A 19,139-nucleotide genomic window follows, 5' to 3' on the forward strand; every position below is an offset into this window, starting at 1 on the left:
GTTAGTCTGAAAATTTCGTTCGTATGCTCATGAGAAATATCTCTTTTACCACACTAGCTTCTATTTTTTTTCTTGCGTATTTTTTCAATAGCTGCTCCTCCCTCAATGAAGTCAGAATTGCCGGTACGAACTTCCAGGAAGAAATCGGCCAGTCACAGAATTTAGTTTTCACCTTCAACAAAGATCTCGTTCAGGAAAGCCAGCTTAATGATTGGGATTCCACACAATATATTCTTTTCGAGCCTGCGGTAAGAGGAAAATTCAAATGGTCGGCGCCAAATGAACTGGTATTTTCGCCGGTGGCAGGTTTTGGCTCAGCTACGAATTATAAAGCCAAACTCACGAGTGCGTTACTAAAACAATCCAAAACCGACAAAAAATACGAAATCTCGCGAGAAGCAATCAGTTTTCACACGCCTTATCTCCAGCTAATTGAAACGGAAAGCTGGTGGACACTTTCAAAAGAGACAGGTCGTCAGGAAGCACGAATAAAATTAATTTTCAACTACCCTGTCAATACGGAGAATGTTACTGAAAAATTGAAATTATTAATTGAGGATAAGTCTGTTTCGTATAAAATTTTACCGTCAGCGGAAAGTAAAAATGTTGTGCTGGCTTTGTCGAGCAATGGTGCTGCGGATAACAATGCCATTCCTCTTACCGTTAAATTGGATAAAGGTTTGAAAGCGCAGAATACAACCTATGTTACGCAGGAAATTCTAGAAAGAACGACAAGTTTGCCATCTCCGCTTCATCTGGAAGTATCAGATATCAAAACTGGTTTTGAAAATAACGCTGCTTTTGTCAGAATTATCACAACGCAGGAAATTGTAAAAGAAAGTATCGAAACCGGATTTTCGATTAACCCCGCAGCAACAATAACTAGTGAGGTCACCGAAAATGGATTTATTCTACATGGTGATTTTAATGAAACTGATACGTATGCACTTTTAATCAATAAAAATTTAAAAGGCGTTCTGGGCAAAAGTTTAGATCATGAAGCATCACGTGATCTTTTCTTTGGAAAAATGCCGGCGGGAATCTCGTTTGCCAATAAAAAAGCACTTTACATGACGCCGAAAGGTTCCCGGAATATGGGCGTCCAGATCGTCAACGTGCCGAAAGTGCAGGTTAAAATTTCAAAACTTTACGCCAATAATATTCTAAATTATGTTCGTTCGAACCGCTGGGAAGAATATGGCTATGTGGGCGAAGAATGGAAAGCCACGGGAACGTTCAATTATAATGGTGATGAAGAAGGAAATTTCAGTGATGTAATTGTAAACAAAGTAGTTGAAACCGAAAATCTCCCAAAAACAAAGGGGATATCTGCTTTAAATATCGCACTTCCGGACGATAACGGCCGTCGAGGAATTTATCTTGTTTCGGTAAATTCTAAAGAAGAAGCATACCTCGGCGCAACGAAACTGGTTTCCATATCGGATATCGGGCTGATCGCAAAGCAGGGAACAGATGAACTTTGGGTTTTTGCCAATTCAATTAAAACCAATGAGCCATTACCAAACCTTGAAATTACTTTAATAAGCAGCAATAACCAGTCGGTTTATACTGCAACAACAGATAGAGACGGCATTGCTCATGTCGATAAATTGAGCGAAAAAGCACCTGGATTTAAACTGGCAATGCTAACCGCCGGTAATAAAAATGACTTCAATTATCTGCTTTTAAACGATACACGCGTTGAAACTTCCCGTTTCGAAGTCGAGGGTTTGCGGGATAATACTTCTGGTTTACAGGCATTTATTTATGGACAGCGGGATATGTACCGGCCTGGAGAAACGCTTTTTTTTAACACTGTACTCCGAAACCAAAACTGGCAGACTGCGGCAGAAATTCCATTAAAATTACGTTTGGTAACACCTAACGGAAGAGAATACCGGACCTGGCGGAAAAATACCAACAAACAAGGTGCAGTAGAAACAGAAGTTGCGATGGAAACCTCGGCGCTGACGGGAACTTATGTGTTAGAAGTTTATAATGCCAACGACGTATTACTGGCCTCTCAGTCTGTCAATGTTGAAGAATTTATGCCAGACAGGATCAAAGTTGATTTGAGTGGTACGCTGAAAGAATATGTTTCCGGAGCTACAATTTCTTTGCGTGCTACTGCTCTGAATTTATTTGGTCCACCTGCCAGCAACAGGACTTATGAAATGGAATTGCAGCTGAAACGGAAATCTTTTGCTGCTGCAAAATTTCCCGAATTCACTTTTGATATTCCTGCCGAAACTACTTTTGAAAAAGAAAGAAGACAAGGTGTAACGAATGAACTGGGACAAGCGACTGAAAAATTCCCTCTGGCAGCTGGCCTCAAAGATATTGGAGTTTTAGAAGGAAAGATTTATGTGACAGTTTTTGATGAAAACGGCCGGCCTGTAAATCGCCTTCATAAATTTGAGGTTTTTACACAAAACATATTTTATGGCATTCATCTGCCGGATTCTTATGTAGGTGTAAATGCGCCGCTTCCGATTGAAGTTGTAGGCGTTAATAGCAAAGGGACGTTGCAGAATGATATAAAGGCCAAAATTGAAGTCGTTCGCCTTGAATATCAAACGGTGGTTGAAAAGAAAAATGAGCAATTGACCTATACTTCAAGAAAAAGTGAAAAACTTGTCTATTCCAACGTGCTGAATCTGGCAAACGGAAAGAATACGTTTCGATATGTCCCGACCGTTTCAGGAGAATATGAAGTCAGAATTCGCAGGCCGGATGCTGAGCACTATAGTGTAGCCAATTTTTTCGCATACGGCTCCGGTTTCACACAATATTCTTCGTTCGAGGTAAGTAGTGAAGGGCGGGTTTTGATGGAAACGGATAAACCAAAATATAAGGTTGGGGAAACTTCGAAGATATTATTCAAAACTCCGTTTGACGGAAGATTGCTTGTTACAGTGGAGCGAAATCACGTTCTGGAGCATCACATTCTGCAAACAGAAAAGAAGGCAGCCGAACTAAAGTTAAGCTTGAAAGAAGATCATTTGCCTAACGTTTTTGTCACTGCCACGTTAATTCGCCCGCTTGACAATTCTGATCTTCCACTGACTGTTGCCAATGGATTTATCCCGGTTTTAGTAGAAGATGTAAAGCGAAATCTGCCTCTGGCGATCATGTCCGTGGATAAATCAAGATCAAAAACTAAGCAGCGAATTCATATCAAAACGCAACCGAATACGCAGGTAACAATTGCGGTGGTAGATGAAGGGATTTTGCAGATCAAGAATTTCAGGACGCCGGACATTCATGGATATTTCTATCAAAAACGCGCTTTGGAAGTTACCAGCCATAATTTGTATGCGTTATTATTTCCGGAATTAAATAGCGCCGGCGCGTCCAGTTTTGGCGGCGACGGTTATGATCTGGAAAAACGTATCAATCCATTAAGCAACGGAAGAACTGAACTGGTATCTTTCTGGAGTGGGCAAATGATGACGAATGGAAGCGGAGAAGCAACTTTTGATATAAATGTTCCCCAATTCAGCGGAGATTTGAGAGTTATGGCTGTTGCATACAAGGACAATGCCTTTGGTTCAGCGACAAAAAATATGAAAGTAGCAGATCCGGTTGTAATAAGTAATGGTCTGCCTCGTTTTTTAAGTCCGGGCGATGAGCTCGTTCTGCCGGTTAATATTAGTAATACAGAACAAAAATCTGCAGATGCAACCGTGACGCTGCAAGTGAACGGTCCGCTTAATACCGGATCAATGCCTACAGTTCAAAAAATCATCATTCCACCAGGAAAAGAAACCAGAGCTGTATTTTCTGTGAAAGCTTTAATGGCAATCGGATTAGGAAAAGTAACTGTAAAAGTAAATGCGTTTGGCGAAACGTTCATGCAGCAAACTGATATCACGGTTCGACCAGCTTCACCACTATTAAAAACGACCAATTCCGGATTAATCGCCGGCGGGCAACAGGGAATTATTAATCTTGCCAATAGTTTTATTCCAGCAACCAGCAAAGGCCAGGTTGTCCTGAGCCGTTCACCTTTGGTTGGCGGAGGAGGAAAAGCGTTATCAACTTTGCTGGGATATCCATATGGTTGTCTGGAACAAACGATCTCGAAAGCATTTCCACAACTTTACTTTGCCGACTTGACGAAAGCAATGGCGACGCCGGTGTATCTGGTAAAAACGGGAGATAGCGATTTCAATCCGGTTACCAATGTTCAGCAGGCACTACGTAAAATTGAGTCGCAGCAATTATTTAATGGTGGCGCGGTCATGTGGCCAGGCGCGGCAATGGAAGATTGGTGGACAACAGCCTATGCGGTCCATTTCATGGAAGAGGCGCGCCGGGCAGGATTTGAAGTAAATCCAAGAACGTTAGGCAAAGCAACCGATTATCTTACTTCCAAAACGGGGACGACAGCTACCAGAGAGATTGCAATTGCCAGTTCTTCTAACAATTTGCCAAAAGAATCGGTGACGCAAGTCCGAAAAACCGTTGCTCGCCGTGAAGCAATTTATTCGTTGTATGTTCTCGCATTGAGCGGTTCGCCCAATCGTTCTGCCATGAATTATTACAAACAAAATCCGCAATTACTGACGTTGGACGCAAGATATTTACTTGCAGGAGCATTTCAATTAATTGGTGATACAAGGAGTTCCGGAGCAATTTTACCGAAAAATTATGTGTATCAAAAGGACAGTATGGTTTTCGATGACAGCTATTCCTCTCCATTAAGAAATCTTGGACTGGTTTTGAATACTTTGTTGGAAACAGATGGTAATAATATGCAAATAATATCACTTGGACGGCAACTTTCTTCGGCGATACAATCGGCTTCCTATATAAACACGCAGGAGGCAAGTTTTGCCGTATTAGCATTGGGGAAAATTGCGAAGAAAACCTCAGCCTCGACGGTCACGGGATCAGTCGCTAATGACGGCAGGAAAATTGCAGTGTTTGATGGTAAAGAATTGAAACTTACGCGAGATATTGCCAACAAAAAATTGACCGTCACAACGCAAGGTAAGGGCAATTTGTACTGGTTCTCACAGTCAGAAGGAATGTCTCCCACGGGTGCATTCTCCCAGGAAGATCAGGGGTTAAGTATCCGCAGATATTATTTGAACCGGGATGGAAAACAGATTACTACATTACATCAAAATGATTTGATCATTGTGAAATTATCGCTTTCAAGTACCAATGGTTTGCCTGTTGAGAATGTGGTTATAACAGATTTGTTACCAGCTGGTTTTGAAATAGAGAATCCACGGATCACCGAACCTCGTGATATGCCCTGGATTATAAATGCAGCAATACCAACTCATTTCGATATCCGGGACGATCGGATTCATTTTTTCACAACTGCTGATAAAAGGGAAAAGTCATTTTATTACCAGATTAGGGTGGTTTCAAAAGGAACATTTATGGCTGGTCCGGTGGCCGCCGATGCGATGTATCAAGGGGAATTCAGAAGTTATTCGGGAGGTGGGAAGTTGAAGGTTGAGTAAAGGGATTCCTTTCAGATTCATGTCTAATTTCAAGTACCTGGATATTTTTGGCTTTTCAGAAAGTTTTTTACCCGTCCGACGGTAGAAAAAACCGTCGGACGGGCCTCCGGTCGGACGGCTATTTCCGCCGTCTGACCAATAAAAACCATCCCAGAAACAATATGAAAAACGTCATAAAAAAGGACTGCCCCGAAACGAGACAGCCCATTTGAATCACTATGGCGAAATTATATATTGTCATTAATGTTTTCAATAATCTTATTTCCTGATGACAGCTTTTTCAACTAATTCTTGCCACTCAATAAGTTCCGGCGACCCTGGTTTACGTTTTCCAAAGAACTGATTAAACATAACACCCTCTCTATCAATCAGTTCAATACCTGTAACAATGCCATCCTCAGTAGGTTTTCTGACAACCCATGCTTCGTCAATAGCATCTTCACGTAAATGCAGATTGAAAGCCGGATCCATGATATTCAACCAGGGCCCCATAACAAATATTTTTTTGACTGGTCCTGTGTGGATCTGGATACAGTTTGGATTGGACACGAAAACCATTATCGGCAATTCCTTCTCAGAAGCCGCGTCAAAAACTGCCTTCATGCTCTCAGGCTTAATTTGATAAGCATATCCCTCCGGTGCATGCCGGAGCGCTTCTTTTCTTGACAATTTATATTTGCGTAACAGCCCGAAAAATTCATGTGTGTCTTTCAAAGTCAGCCATTCCGCCTGGAATGCAGCTGTGTCGATATCATCTGCTGGTTCTTCCGCTTTTTTCTCAGGTTTCGCGGCCGTTAAAGCCATATTATTCTGATCAGCCGCGCGGTATTTTTCAACCAAAGCATCGTATGCCTCTTTGTTGCTTTGTTCTGTCAAGTAAATTTTGTGCGTTGCGTCGCCGAAACTGTTGAAGAACTGTAAACTGAAACGATCGCCTTCATGAACAGCAAAACCGAATTTCCAGTCACCCAAAAATAATCGAAGATCGATATCAGGGCCTAAAACCAGTCCGACATGATTGTTGAAAGAAACATTTTCGTAAATTCCCTTCCGCTCATGTACGACATGATCGTTACGCGTAAGTGCCATCACATAACCTAAAGACTGCACTTCTTTCAACAATTCGCGAAAATCTCCTTCAAGTAAAGTTATATTTTCACCAAGGCCAGTTGCCAGCAAATCCGCCTCTGTTGTATCCAGCTCCCTGGCTGCATCGCGAATACGCGTCTTTGGATTTTGGGTTTTAAATTCAGCCCAGCTTTCTTTCAGCGCAGCACGGTTAGATTCTAATACTGTTTTCATAGCGAATGATAATTTTGATACGGAGATGTTTATTTTAATATTTTAAAAATTTGTTTTCAGATCACAGCAACCGAACTTGCTTCAGGAATGATTACCGGAAACGGCGTATCGTCAGGATGAATGATTCGGACAGAAACACCAAAAGCTTCCTTGATATTCTTACCTGTCAAAACTTCGTTTGGTGTTCCTGATGCGAAAATTTTTCCTTTTTTCAACATCAGGATCCGGTCTGCATATTGCAGCGCGAAGTTGAGATCATGGACTACTGCAATGACGCCGTAACCTTTCTGCATCATTTCTCTTGCAAGCTGAAAAGTCTCATACTGATGAAGCAAATCCATTCCGGAAGTAGGCTCATCCAGCAAAATAAATCCTTCCCGAACTTCCCAGATCTGAGCCAAAGTTCTGGCTAATTGAACTCTTTGCTGCTCACCCCCTGAAAGTGTCGGATACATTCTGTCTTTAAAATGTATTATACCAACCTTATGCAAACAATGATCAACGATCGATAAATCACGCTGGGATGGCTTGGATTCATAAAAAGGATAACGGCCCATCAGAACGATTTCATGAACGGTAAAAGAAAGCGTAATGACATTTTGCTGCGCAAGTACGGCTCTTTTCTGAGCTAATTCTTTTAAATTATACTTTTTCAAATCCTTTTCATGAAAAGAAATTTTTCCGGAAGTTGGTACCAACTCCTTCGATAAAAGTTTCATCAAAGTAGACTTTCCAGCACCATTTGCACCAACAATCGCCCATAATTCCCCTGTTTTTGCTTTCAAATTTATTTCCTGCAAAAGGGGTTTATTCTTTACTACAAAATGCACATTTTCAACCTCCATCATACACGGTTACGTTTTTGATTCCAAAGAAGATAAAGGAAAAAAGGAGTTCCTAAAAGCGCAGTCAGAATACCAATTGGCAATTCTGCCGGAGCAACAATTGTTCTCGAAATGGTATCCGCAATTGTCAAAACGATCGCGCCGCCAAAGGCTGATCCGACAAGAAGATATCTGTTGTCCGGCCCGAAAATGCTGCGAATAATGTGCGGTACAACAAGCCCGACAAAACCAATCGTTCCCGCCACGGCGACAGAAGAACCAACCGCCAGGGTTGCTAAAACAATGATTGACCTTTTCAAAATTTTCATATTCACACCTAAGTGCGCCGCCTGACTTTCACCTAACACCAACAAGTTCAACGACTTGGCCAGATAGGGCATAAATAAAATACTTACACCAACAAAGGGTGCGATTGAGATGACGGTTGTCCAGTTTGCACCGCCCAGACTTCCTAATGTCCAGAACGTTATTGTTCTCAACTGTTCATCTGTCGCCAAATACGTCATCATACCTGTAAGCGCGCCAACGAAAGCATTAATAGCAATCCCGCACAAAAGCATTGTCGTAACACCACCGTCTCCGGTCATTTTGGACAACTGATAAACGATCATTGTGGTTAAGGCGGCACCGGCAAATGCTGAAAAAGAAAGCGTATAAGCTCCGGCATATTCATTAATAATTCCAAAGAACTTTATATTTACCATGATCACGATGACAGCAAAAAGAGAAGCCCCTGAAGTAACACCAATCAAGGTCGCGTCAGCAATTGGGTTCCGGAACAAGCCTTGCAAAGCAGCCCCTGCAATACCTAAACCAGCGCCCACCAATATTCCCAGACAAACTCTTGGCAAACGGATAACCCAAAAAACAATCTCTTTTTGTTCTTCCAGGATCGGTGTATCAGAAAGTCCAATTTTATGCGAAACAATTCCTGCAATTTCTGAGAAAGAAATATGCAACGCACCTGTACCGACTGAAAATACAACGCATGCAAGTAAAACAACACCCAGTATTAGAATAACCCAGGCCGGCGAAAGTGGTTGCTTAAAATTCTGATGCGCTATTTTTTGCGCCTTTTGCTCCGCTTTTGTTATCGTCTCTTCTTCAATCATTATCTTACTTTTTGAGCTAATTCCGCCGCTGCTTTACCGAGTCGTGGACCAAATCCGGTGAGATACTGCCCATCCATGGATACAATTTTTCTATTTTTCCCTGCATTGGTATACTTAACGCTAGGCACTTTTAATAACCCGTCGATACCATCAACGCTTTCCAAGCCACTTGAAAACAGAACCAGGACATCAGGATTGGCGGCCAGAAGCGATTCCGACGTCAACGGTTTGAAGTCTGTGAAATCAGTTACAGCATTTTTATGTCCGATTAATGTGAACATTTTGTCCAGTGAGGTATTTTTTCCGGAAACCATCAGTGTTCCGGTTCCTCTTGCATAGATAAAAAGCAGTTTTTTCGGCGCAGCTGTCTTTGGCAATTTTGCCAAGTCAGCCTGTAACGATTTTACCATCTTTTCTGCCTGCGGCTTCGCGTCGAAGTAAATACCAACCTCACGGATAAGATTTATAGTCCCTTCCGCAGAAAACTCCTGTTTAAAAGTGATAACCTTTTTTCCCGTACTATTAAGCTGTTTAAGCACATTAGCCGACATCATGCTTTGATCACTCGTCACGATTACATCCGGGTTTAATGCTAAAATACCTTCTGCTGAAATATTCCGGTTATGTCCCACTTTCGGTAATTTTTCCAGGGAAGCAGGATAAGTACTTGTTACATCGACACCAACGATCTGCGATTCCAGTCCCAATCCTACCAGAATCTCACTCAATGTTCCGCTTACCGAAACGATGCGTTGAGACTTTTCAGCAAAGGTTAACTCGGGATTTAATGTCACAAAAAATCCAAAAATCAGGGTATAAAAAACTCGGGGTAAACTTGTCATACTCATTATTGAGGGTTATTATTTTCGTGAAAATATCTGGTCGATTTCTATTGCCAGCAACGTTTCCTGGAAAAGTCCTTTTATCTCTTCAACTTCATCATCATTGAAGGAGAGCATGAAATTTGGGATCGGCGAAGGCAAAAGATGATTCCGACCATGCGGTAATGGAATGTCCATGGTATGGAACTGATGTTCATCGTATAGGACCGAATGAAATCCATTCAGGCCGTCTTCCGAAAAAATAAATAGTACATTCCCGAATACGAAATTGTAATGATCACAACAGCTACACTGTCCTATGTAACCGTTTTTGGATTGACTTAAAATCCGCAATGACGAATATGAGTGGGAGGAATCATGCATAAGTACCTTGATTAAATGCCCTGAGATAAGTTTAATATTCCGGAAAACTATTTCGTCGCTGATGTATGCTCACAAATATAACATTTTATTTAGACCAAGTATAAACAATAACAAAAAAATACTTTTCTGCACGCCGGGCTAAGTAAAAAGTGCTTTTATATCGTAACTTGACTACCATCCGAAAACCTTGAAAATTGCCGCAACGATTTTTTTCTGTCTGGTAACCCTTTATTCCTTAACTACTCACAAATTGAAGAAGCTATTTACCAATCTTACCTTCTGGGTTCTTACTGCCATTACTGCCGGCGCTTTGCTCGGACATTACGATTCCGACACAGCGATTAAAATGGATGTTTTGGGCAAAGGATTTATTTCAATTGTCAAATTATTTATTAATCCAATCATTTTCCTGACCATCACGCTGGGAATTATTGGAATGGGCGATTTGAAAAAAGTTGGAAAGGTTGGTGCGAAAGCACTTTTGTATTTCGAGGTAGTGACAACCATGGCACTTATTGTCGGTGTAATCGTGGCTAACATTCTTCGGCCAGGCGACGGAGTAGTCGCCACAAATCTTCAAAAGGGCGATATTTCCGTCTATGCCTCCAAGGTCCATGATTTCAGCTGGCTTCAATTTTTCCTTGATAATATTACTTTGCAGGTTCTTGTCGTTTCGCTGGTATTGGGAACCGTTTTAAGCAAATATTCCGGCAAAGAAATTATTGTAAAGTGGCTGAGTTTTGCATCCAAATATGTTTTTAAGGCGCTACATATCGTCATGATCTTTGCTCCAATCGGTGCATTTGGGGGAATGGCTTTTACAATTGGAAAATACGGGATTCATACTTTATTACCATTAGCGAAACTGATGGGAACGGTCTATCTCACAATGGCTATTTTCATATTCGGTGTGTTAGGATTAATCCTCAGAACTTACAAAATCAGTATGTGGGGTTATCTAAAATATATTCGAGAAGAATTACTTATTGTTTTAGGCACATCCTCCTCAGAAGCCGCTCTTCCATCTGTGATGGAAAAACTGGAACGAATGGGTTGTTCAAAACCGGTCGTTGGATTAGTTATTCCGGCAGGTTATTCGTTCAATCTGGACGGGACAACCATATATCTTTCTATGGCTACTATCTTTCTGGCGCAGGTTTTTAATGTTCATCTGACAGCAGGACAAATACTTTCTGTCATAGGAATTCTTATGGTTACTTCAAAAGGTGCAGCCGGTGTTACAGGAAGTGGCTTTGTAGTACTTGCCTCTACCTTGACAGCAATAAAAGTTATTCCTCTGGAAGGTCTCGCCTTGTTGCTCGGCGTCGATCGGTTCATGTCAGAAGCGCGCGCAATCACCAACATTATTGGAAATGGTGTGGCAACAATCTGGCTGGCTAATAATGAAAAGGAATTTGATCGGGACAAAATGAATTACGCGTTTGCGAATGTCCGGGAAACGGAGAATATCGTCACGGATAATTTGACTGACGCAACGCAGGAAGCCAGAAAATTATAAGTCTTCAATTAAGAATTTCAACTTTTATTTTTTCTTTATTATAAATCACTCGGCGACGAAGAAAAAATATTAAAACCACGGTACCTACTGCAATGGTACAAAGGATAATATAGATTCCAACTCCTGCGAATCCCGTTTGAACAGGCTCAGTATTACCAACCAGCACCATTCCAGCCCAGGAATATGGTAATTGATCGCCCTTTGAAGCCGTATTCAGCCATTCAATTTGCGCTTGTTGTAATGCTATGTCCAACGGAATTCCTTTATCCAGCTGCTTATAAAACAATTCTGTAAGCTCATAAATCGCTTTATTTTCAACACTCCAAAGTGTTGTCAAAGTTGATGGGATACCAATACCGGCGAAACCTCGGGCGAGACTAAAAACGCCTTCTCCTTTTTGGTTTTTTCCAACACCGGTACGGCAGGCTGACAACACCATTAATTGTGTTTTTGACAAACCAGACGCTGGTAGTTCGGAAAGCTTTAGAGTCGAGTCCGCGAAGTATAAGGTGGGTTCTTTTTCTGAACTGTCAGCACTTGCATGCGTTAAAAGCTGAATAATTTTATAATCCGGTAATTCAGTTAAAAACGCTCTTCGGGAAGCATTTTCCTTTGTAAGCCTTTTTGGGAAATAAAAATGTTGACTGATTGTCTCCAAAGAAATTTCTGATCCGGGCAACGATGCCTGATTAAGTTTTGGAGAAAACCTGACCGGAGCCATACCTAGAAACGAATTTGTTGTTGGTAATATGTTTTTCTGCCGTGACGTTTTAGCCAGAAATCCCGCCGAATATGTATAACTGAACGCATACTTCCGAATCAGAAATTCAGGTTTTGAAGCAGAAAAACTTAGACTTTCAAATGGCAAAAAATTACCGTCCGGCGATATGATCACCCGGTCCGACTGAATAGCAAAAGGTTTCAACAATAACTCATACAACTTATTCGAAACAGCCAGATATTTGCCAAATTGCCTGTTTTGCTCTTGTCTGCTTCCCAGAAGCACCTGAAACTCCTGCGTGTATCTGAAATATTCTTTAAAACTTATTTTCTTCAAATCACAGGTTTTTGAAGTTATACTTAATCCATAAACCGCGCTGTCTCCCACAAAATAGGAAATGAAAGTCTGATTTTCAGGAATTACATTTGCTCTGACTTCCTCTAATGTCGGAACGCGATTATCATATTTATAGGCAAAATACTGCGGATTTTCTTTTTCCAATTTCTGAATAAATGCAGCCTGTTCATCCTGCGCCTCAAATAATTCGTTTCGGATTGCTGCATATTCCTTAGAGTCGGGCTTGGTTTCACCGAGCTTATTTTGAAGATTAATAAGCTTTTGTTTGATCACTTTCTCCTTTTCAGCGTCTGTTTCAGCCAACTGCTGATTTGCGCCAAGCTCATTCAACTGATCGTTCAGCAAGACAGTCCGGCTTTTTTCAAAAAAGTGAAAAGCACTGACAGGATCATTTAGCAGGTAACATGTTTGAATTGCATTTTCATACATTTCCTTTGTAATGTCTCTCCAAAAGAGCTTCGACACCTTTCCGGTATGCTCCCAGCGCATATAATCAATCATGGTATCAGCAAGCATGAACGTTTTCAGAGCATATTTTAATTCCTCTCCAGGATCGTTTTTATCTTTTGCATAATTCAGCAGCGTATTCCCCTTATCCATCACCATAGATAGTAAATACTGCTTTCTCGCAGCTATTTTCATTAAAGAAGCCGGAGGATTTGTGGACAATGAACCCGAAGACGTAAGATTTAATAATCGAAATGCACGGTCAAAATAATTCAAAGCTTTCGTCCATTCCTTCTTTTTCGAGATTGCCATCGCCATGTCATAATTCACCAATGCCTTGTGATAAGGATCGACCTGCAACGGCAACGACTTGTTATAATATTCAAGTGCCTTGTCGTATTGTCTGGCAGAAAAAAACATAACTCCCATGTTTGTATATAAATAGACCGGGACTTTCTGTTTTTGCTCTTCACAAATCTGAATTACTTTGTTATAAAAATAGAGCGCTGAATCTGTCTTACTGACTGAACTATAATTGGTTGCCAAATATTCGTAAGTGCTGATCAGTTCGTTCGACCGGTTCAGATTTTTTGCCAAACTAATCGCAGCATACGCGATCGTGTTTGATTCTCTGTATCGTCGTAATTTTTGAAAGGAGTAGATCTTCTCGATTGACAATTCAAGTGCCGCGAAAGAATCGTGCAACTCATTCGCCAGTAAAATACCTTTCTCCAATGCCGACAGTGCTTTTTCATAATCACCGGAAGAATTGCTGATATACGCAAGTTTCAGGTAACTTTTAACCTGAAAGTTACGATGAACCTTATCTGTTTTAGTTCTTACAATATCTTCAAAAATAGATTCTGCCTTTATGTAGTCGTTGCCATACAAATAACATTCACCAATCAAAAATTTGATCTTGGGCTTGGAGCTTATCCGCGTGTCACCATGAGGTTTTGAAAAGACGGCATTTGCCATTTCATAAAAATGCAAAGCCTCTTTTTTACGATTTGTCCAGGAATTGACAACTCCGCGGCGCTGTAACAGAAGGCCAAAAATTGAGTCTTGTTTTGCTCCGCAGGATTTCCATTGATTATGCCAGGCTGCTAAAAGTTTATCCTGCGCGGCCAATCCAATATCATCAATATTAGGATCCAGCGGCTGACTGACGTTAAGCCATATTTGTTTAAAATCAGGGCACTGGGCAGCTGCTTGCTTTGGCGAAAGCAACAGAATATTAAGTAAGCAGGAGCATATTATTTGATTAAAAATCTTCTTTTTCCACATCTACATCCGAAGCAATGAAAAGCCCATTTTTTACATAAGGTTTCAACTCATCATCCCATAATATAAATGGGTTGTCAGTATTGAGAAACTCGGCTTTATTTGCTGTTAACCCTGAGCGGACGAGCTTTCCAATAACGTAGGCTGTTGCGTAAGACGTTCCTCTGATTACGTGATTTGTCCGGTTTAAAGGTTCCGGAAAAGATCCATCCCGCCCGGCGGCTACTGCGATATCAACAAAATCTTTTGAATAATTTTCTGATTGTTTAATCTCACAATACGGCGCGCACTTGCACGAATCATAACTATATATATTTGAAGCCGTTGTGACAGTTAAGACTTTATTTAAATTTTTGCTGTAACAGGCGGGATAACGCTCGGTGTCGCTGTTTACAGACAATTGATGAACTCGATAATTATCATCAAAATCGCTATTATTTCCAGCTGCGTTGACAAACCAAATCCCGTTTTCTTCGAATCTGTCCATATACTGATTAAACTCACAAATCATTTTCCCATAAAATCCCCAACTCGCATTGATGATCGTAACATCTTTCCGGGCAAGGATATAGTCAAATGCACAAAAAATGTCAAACAACAATCCAACACCGCGGTAATCATGCGTTTTCAGAATCATTAGACGAACATTTTTGTCTAACGCCGAATCCAATAAATGTGCGCGTTTATTTTGTCTGCATTGGTGAGCTAAAATAGCGGCTATTCTTGTTCCATGTTTATGATTTTCATCGTCATCAAATGGATTATTGTGTTGCGTAGAACCCAGCATACTATCTGTTCCAACAAAATTCCATCCTATGAGATCTTTTTGAAATGGCCCGGTATTTAGTTCATTTTTTGTTGTGTCCTTATCGTTGAACCATAGGGGACAGGCAGGCTCCGGAAAAGCGCACATTGTCCAGTCGAACTGAAAGTCTATTCCTGTATCAAGAATAGCGACAATTGGTGCATCGTGGTGTTTTGCATTGTGCGCTGCTGCTTTGCCAAGCCAATATTCGGTTAATGGAACACAAGAATCTGTCGTGATATCAACATCGTCGTTCCCCAATAATCCGCCTTTCTTTCTTGATGAGCCATCACTGGTTCTTGTAGGATCATGAGCCTGTGTTCCATCGGGCGAGGTTGTCGTTACAATATTAGTTGATACGCCGTTGAACCTGATTTTTCTGGACGCCGCCTCCCAATCGTGACCTTTCTCTGCGGTATGAATATTTCTTCCCTGAACCAATACGAGCCCCGGCCGCCATATACTTACGCCGATAATTGTAAATTCTTCACCATCACGCTCTCTCTCTTCCTCAGTCCTTTTACAAGAACTATCCTCAGGGACCACTTTTATTTTGTCTCCAACCTTCAATGGCCTTTTTTCCAGAAACTCGCCGGAAGCGCTAAATATTTTTTGATTAGCAACGATAATCCGTCGATCATCTTCAGGATCGGCAACATAAGTATTTCGATCAGTCTCAAAACTATTGAGATACGACAAAAGATTTTTAGGAACAGCTGCTCTCAATGGTTTCGCACTCATGATCTGGATCTGTGGTTAGGTTTAAGTATGAATTCGTTATTTCACCCACTTTTCAGCCTCCTCCTTTCCCTCCAAGTTACCATCAATTACCTCCTGCAACAAGCTGTCTGCCAATTTCTTATCTAACGGCAAACCACGGTGCATGTGAGCAATTGCTTCATAAAACTTTCCCGGATTTGAAAACAGATTTTCTTGTTCTCCCAGCAGATGAAAGTAGGTAATCGCTTTGTCGTAATTTTTAAGTTTGAGGGCAACAATCCCGGCAATTTTTTGCACTTCGGCATTTTTAGCATCCCTGACAAGCATAGCATCAATCTGTTGCTCAGCGCTGTTATAGTCTCCATTATTGTAAGCATTTATGGCCTGCTGCAAGCTATCCGCGCCGCCGTCCATCTGAACACTCAGCGTTGAGAAGTTTTTTTCAGCATATGCTATCGCCATCATTTCTCTGTCAGGAGTTCCGGATTTCAGGAAATACAAGCCAAGTCCCAATGCAATCAAAATAACGGCTGCAGAAACATAGTAAACCAATTGTCTGGTAATTGTTTTTGTTTTACCGGAACTCAACTCCTGCCATTCTGCATGTCTTTCACGAAGTTCCTTTTCCCGCCGATTTTGTTTAGCTGCGTTATGTGACACCAAGTAAAATGCAACCGATTCTGCCAGCTCAGAATTCGATTTTAAATCTTCCTCAAACTGCTTTTTCTCCTGCTCTCCAAGCTGCCTTTTAAAATAATCGTCTATTCGCTCTTCCATGATCTTATTTTTTCGCCACTAATCTTTTTTACCTCCTTTGTACAAATCCCGTAATTTTTCAAGACATCTTAAACGGCTTGTTTTGACCACGGCAGCTGATTGATATCCCATCTCGACGGCAATTTCCTGATCCATATATCCTTCCCCCCAGGCCTTGATCATTTGCTGGCATTTTTCCCCTAGTTCACGCATCCGTCTGTACAAAAGCTCAACATCATACTGATTGATAAGCGTTTGCACAATTCCCCGGGACTCGTCGGGAAGAATGTGGATGTAATCGTCCAATGTTTCGCCGTGATGTACCTGCTGACGATTAGTCGCATTTTTACGAAGCAGGTCAACACATTTGTTAGAAAATATCTGGTTTAAATAGGTTTTAAGTGAAGAATGTCCTTTGAAGCTTCCATTTTGGATATTTTCGATAATTGTCAGAATTGTATCGGAATAGACCATCGAGCATTCATCATAAGAAAGCTTGTGTTTCCACTCTCCTCCACGAATCAGGTACGCATATTTTTCGTAAAGACGATTTTCACAAAAACGGCGCTGACCGTTATCGGATAAAATCCCTTCAATCAGATCATTATCAGAAATTTTTTTTTGAAAGAATGGCATAGTGCTTGGCGGATACGTCTCGGAAATATACGTAAAAACACGTGTTTTTGACAACAATACATGGGTTGTTTAAGAATTATGATAATGTTTCGATTTAACGGAAAAAAATATTTTCTGATCCATGTTACCAAAATCACACTACCCGACGACTAAGCTTCTACATTATTCATTTCCAGCCTAAACGGCAGAACACAATAATGAAGGGAAAGGCAATACCCTTGCAAGCATTGCCAGGTTTTCATCTATTAAACTCATACGATTATGGCAGACCAAGCAATTACCAGCAAACAAGTTTTCAGCAAAGCAATGCTTGCTGTTAAAGTACGCCCAACAGTGACCAAAGCTCAGATTAACGAAATTTTGGAAAGAATCTATAAGGAAAACGGATGTACCGGCTGTGGACTGGGAGGCCGGGATTTACTGATAAACATTGACGACATTCTCGTAGATCATGAGCGTTTTAGCAAAGCATTGAAACTTGACTCAGTTGTCGATTTCAAAATTCTGAATTCACTGGACACTAGTCTGCCCCAGAGATGAAGCCAGTTCTGATAGGAACTACTTACGAAGGCGGCCGGCCAGATTTTCTGGAAAAGCTCCTTCCTATTGTAGACTACCTTGAATTCAGCCCGGATTCACTGGCCACTTCCCGTAACGGAGTGGCCAGTATCAATCCTGAAAAACTTGCAGAACTAAAAGAAGTCAATAATAAAGTTGACTTCCTGGTTCACGGTGTCGGTTTATCAATTGGCTCTTACGACGGTGTTTCTAAAAATTATCTAAAACTTCTGGATGAGCTTTTTGAAAATCTAGATCTAAAATGGCATAGCGAACATTTGGCCTATATGTTCGTGGAGGGAATAAATTTGGGTACCATGGTGACTTTACCACGGACTAACGAAACGCTGAGTATGGTATGTGACCGCGTAAATATTATTCAGGAACGTTACAAAATACCCTTCTTGCTGGAAAATGTTGTCAGCCTCCTTCCGGAATATCACAGCCATTATTCCCATGCAGATTTTCTGAATCGAATCTGTGACAACACAGGATGTGGCCTCATACTTGATATTTACAATCTGCAATGTGATGCCTATAATCACGGGTTGAATATAGAATCATTCCTTAAAGAACTCAACTGCAATCATATAAAAGAATTTCATCTCGCAAGTGGGTATATGGACAGCGGCTTCATGACCGATATACATGCGGGGTTGACGAGCGACACAACATTAAATTTAACCCAACAAATTTTAGACTCTTACCGACCGGCAAACCTGGAAGCAATTACATATGAGTTGCTTGATGAGTTTGTTGAACGCGTCGGCCAGGAAGCTATTGTAAATGAACTTGAAAAACTAAAAGTTCTGTTTTATGAAAAATCACTTGCCACTTGCTGATCTTCAACAGAAAATACTTGGACTTGTAAAAGACAGTTATTTACCCGAATACACAGATGAAAATTATTTTCACTCTGTCTCAAAATCTCTGAATCTGCAACTCGTCCGCGCTATTGCATTATGGTGGCGGCAAAATCACCTGGAAAGGTATTGCTTTTTTACAGCCCGTTTTCTCAAAGCAACGGGCCAAATGGAAACCACCACAGCCCGCTATTTTCAAGCCAGTAATCACTCGTCGTTTATTGAAGAAACAGGACCTGATTTTTTACACTGGCTTTCCAAAAATACTATTGGACTGACCTCCATTATTGCCCGCTTCGAGCTTGGAATGATTGCTATTAATAAAAATGAGGTTTATGAAGACGAAATTTTCTGGCCGTGCGATCCTTTTCCAATTATCTATGGATTAGTTCAAAATGATTTATCTAATGAATCAATCCAGTCCGGAGAGTTTTGTATGACACTTTCTGATAAAATTATAGGATCGTTTGAAGTAGAAGAGATAAGTCCGTTTCAATTTCAGCCGATTCCACCTTACCTTTGAAAATCT

At 41.0% G+C, this 19,139-nt stretch carries 14 protein-coding genes; 5 read left to right on the top strand and 9 right to left on the bottom strand.

Translation table 11 applies throughout. The annotated features are described in order from the left end of the window. Positions 1-29: 29 nt before the first annotated feature. Entirely contained in the window at positions 30-5,480 is a 5,451-nt protein-coding gene (locus BMY70_RS26125; protein WP_090340389.1) for an alpha-2-macroglobulin family protein, read from the top strand. Between the two features lie 258 nt (positions 5,481-5,738). Here the strand turns inward: BMY70_RS26125 and BMY70_RS26130 are convergent, their stop codons facing one another. From BMY70_RS26130 to BMY70_RS31610, 5 genes are read right to left on the bottom strand one after another with little or no spacing between them, the layout of a single operon-like run. Further along, complete coding sequence (locus BMY70_RS26130; RefSeq protein ID WP_090340391.1) at positions 5,739-6,782, bottom strand: hemin-degrading factor; 1,044 nt, start codon at positions 6,780-6,782, stop codon at positions 5,739-5,741. A gap of 56 nt (positions 6,783-6,838) precedes the next feature. Then, positions 6,839-7,630 carry a heme ABC transporter ATP-binding protein gene (locus BMY70_RS26135; protein WP_090340394.1) on the bottom strand — a complete coding sequence of 264 codons (792 nt, stop codon included), beginning with the start codon at positions 7,628-7,630 and terminating at the stop codon, positions 6,839-6,841. Then, positions 7,627-8,739, bottom strand: a complete 1,113-nt coding sequence (locus tag BMY70_RS26140; protein ID WP_090340399.1) for a FecCD family ABC transporter permease — start codon at positions 8,737-8,739, stop codon at positions 7,627-7,629. Before BMY70_RS26140 ends, BMY70_RS26135 begins: the two co-directional genes overlap by 4 nt. Further along, positions 8,739-9,581, bottom strand: a complete 843-nt coding sequence (locus BMY70_RS26145; protein ID WP_090340401.1) for a heme/hemin ABC transporter substrate-binding protein — start codon at positions 9,579-9,581, stop codon at positions 8,739-8,741. The genes BMY70_RS26140 and BMY70_RS26145 overlap by 1 nt, the downstream gene beginning before the upstream one ends. An 18-nt stretch (positions 9,582-9,599) precedes the next feature. Next, positions 9,600-9,944, bottom strand: coding sequence for a DUF6686 family protein (locus BMY70_RS31610; protein WP_090340404.1), 345 nt, complete (start codon positions 9,942-9,944; stop codon positions 9,600-9,602). 250 nt (positions 9,945-10,194) lie between these two features. Between BMY70_RS31610 and BMY70_RS26155 the strand changes: the two genes are divergently transcribed. Next, the gene (locus BMY70_RS26155; protein ID WP_090340834.1) at positions 10,195-11,463 is read left to right on the top strand and encodes a cation:dicarboxylate symporter family transporter; all 1,269 of its coding nucleotides are present in this window, start codon (positions 10,195-10,197) and stop codon (positions 11,461-11,463) included. Positions 11,464-11,467: 4 nt separating this feature from the next. Here BMY70_RS26155 and BMY70_RS26160 read toward each other — a convergent pair whose 3' ends face one another. From BMY70_RS26160 to BMY70_RS26175, 4 genes are read right to left on the bottom strand one after another with little or no spacing between them, the layout of a single operon-like run. Beyond that, positions 11,468-14,218, bottom strand: coding sequence for a CHAT domain-containing protein (locus BMY70_RS26160; RefSeq protein WP_177197136.1), 2,751 nt, complete (start codon positions 14,216-14,218; stop codon positions 11,468-11,470). A 34-nt stretch (positions 14,219-14,252) separates the two neighbouring features. Next, positions 14,253-15,818, bottom strand: coding sequence for a S8 family serine peptidase (locus BMY70_RS26165; protein ID WP_090340410.1), 1,566 nt, complete (start codon positions 15,816-15,818; stop codon positions 14,253-14,255). 36 nt (positions 15,819-15,854) lie between these two features. After that, positions 15,855-16,574, bottom strand: coding sequence for a tetratricopeptide repeat protein (locus BMY70_RS26170; RefSeq protein WP_090340412.1), 720 nt, complete (start codon positions 16,572-16,574; stop codon positions 15,855-15,857). 18 nt (positions 16,575-16,592) lie between these two features. Next, positions 16,593-17,246 (bottom strand): RNA polymerase sigma factor, encoded by a 654-nt coding sequence (locus tag BMY70_RS26175; RefSeq protein WP_229209786.1) that lies wholly within the window; start codon positions 17,244-17,246, stop codon positions 16,593-16,595. Positions 17,247-17,450: 204 nt separating this feature from the next. Here BMY70_RS26175 and BMY70_RS26180 point away from each other — a divergent pair, with 204 nt between their 5' ends. The 3 genes from BMY70_RS26180 to BMY70_RS26190 are packed head-to-tail and all read left to right on the top strand — an operon-like array spanning position 17,451 to position 19,133. Continuing rightward, a complete protein-coding gene (locus BMY70_RS26180) occupies positions 17,451-17,729 on the top strand; it encodes a hypothetical protein (RefSeq protein ID WP_090340414.1) in 279 nt (92 codons plus the stop codon). Beyond that, positions 17,726-18,589, top strand: a complete 864-nt coding sequence (locus BMY70_RS26185) for an MbnB/TglH/ChrH family RiPP precursor modification enzyme (RefSeq protein WP_090340417.1) — start codon at positions 17,726-17,728, stop codon at positions 18,587-18,589. The genes BMY70_RS26180 and BMY70_RS26185 overlap by 4 nt, the downstream gene beginning before the upstream one ends. Then, positions 18,564-19,133, top strand: a complete 570-nt coding sequence (locus tag BMY70_RS26190; protein WP_090340420.1) for a hypothetical protein — start codon at positions 18,564-18,566, stop codon at positions 19,131-19,133. The genes BMY70_RS26185 and BMY70_RS26190 overlap by 26 nt, the downstream gene beginning before the upstream one ends. Positions 19,134-19,139: the final 6 nt, after the last annotated feature.

It is taken from the genome of Dyadobacter koreensis, from assembly GCF_900108855.1.
Classification (GTDB): domain Bacteria; phylum Bacteroidota; class Bacteroidia; order Cytophagales; family Spirosomataceae; genus Dyadobacter; species Dyadobacter koreensis.

Excerpts from the sequence above, each read along its gene's own strand:
- BMY70_RS26190 (WP_090340420.1), top strand. The coding sequence starts at position 18,564 with ATGAAAAATCACTTGCCACTTGCTGATCTTCAACAGAAAATACTTGGA.
- BMY70_RS26180 (WP_090340414.1), top strand. The coding sequence starts at position 17,451 with ATGGCAGACCAAGCAATTACCAGCAAACAAGTTTTCAGCAAAGCAATG.
- BMY70_RS26145 (WP_090340401.1), bottom strand. The coding sequence starts at position 9,581 with ATGACAAGTTTACCCCGAGTTTTTTATACCCTGATTTTTGGATTTTTT.
- BMY70_RS31610 (WP_090340404.1), bottom strand. The coding sequence starts at position 9,944 with ATGCATGATTCCTCCCACTCATATTCGTCATTGCGGATTTTAAGTCAA.
- BMY70_RS26135 (WP_090340394.1), bottom strand. The coding sequence starts at position 7,630 with ATGATGGAGGTTGAAAATGTGCATTTTGTAGTAAAGAATAAACCCCTT.
- BMY70_RS26130 (WP_090340391.1), bottom strand. The coding sequence starts at position 6,782 with ATGAAAACAGTATTAGAATCTAACCGTGCTGCGCTGAAAGAAAGCTGG.
- BMY70_RS26140 (WP_090340399.1), bottom strand. The coding sequence starts at position 8,739 with ATGATTGAAGAAGAGACGATAACAAAAGCGGAGCAAAAGGCGCAAAAA.
- BMY70_RS26125 (WP_090340389.1), top strand. The coding sequence starts at position 30 with ATGAGAAATATCTCTTTTACCACACTAGCTTCTATTTTTTTTCTTGCG.
- BMY70_RS26185 (WP_090340417.1), top strand. The coding sequence starts at position 17,726 with ATGAAGCCAGTTCTGATAGGAACTACTTACGAAGGCGGCCGGCCAGAT.
- BMY70_RS26170 (WP_090340412.1), bottom strand. The coding sequence starts at position 16,574 with ATGGAAGAGCGAATAGACGATTATTTTAAAAGGCAGCTTGGAGAGCAG.
- BMY70_RS26165 (WP_090340410.1), bottom strand. The coding sequence starts at position 15,818 with ATGAGTGCGAAACCATTGAGAGCAGCTGTTCCTAAAAATCTTTTGTCG.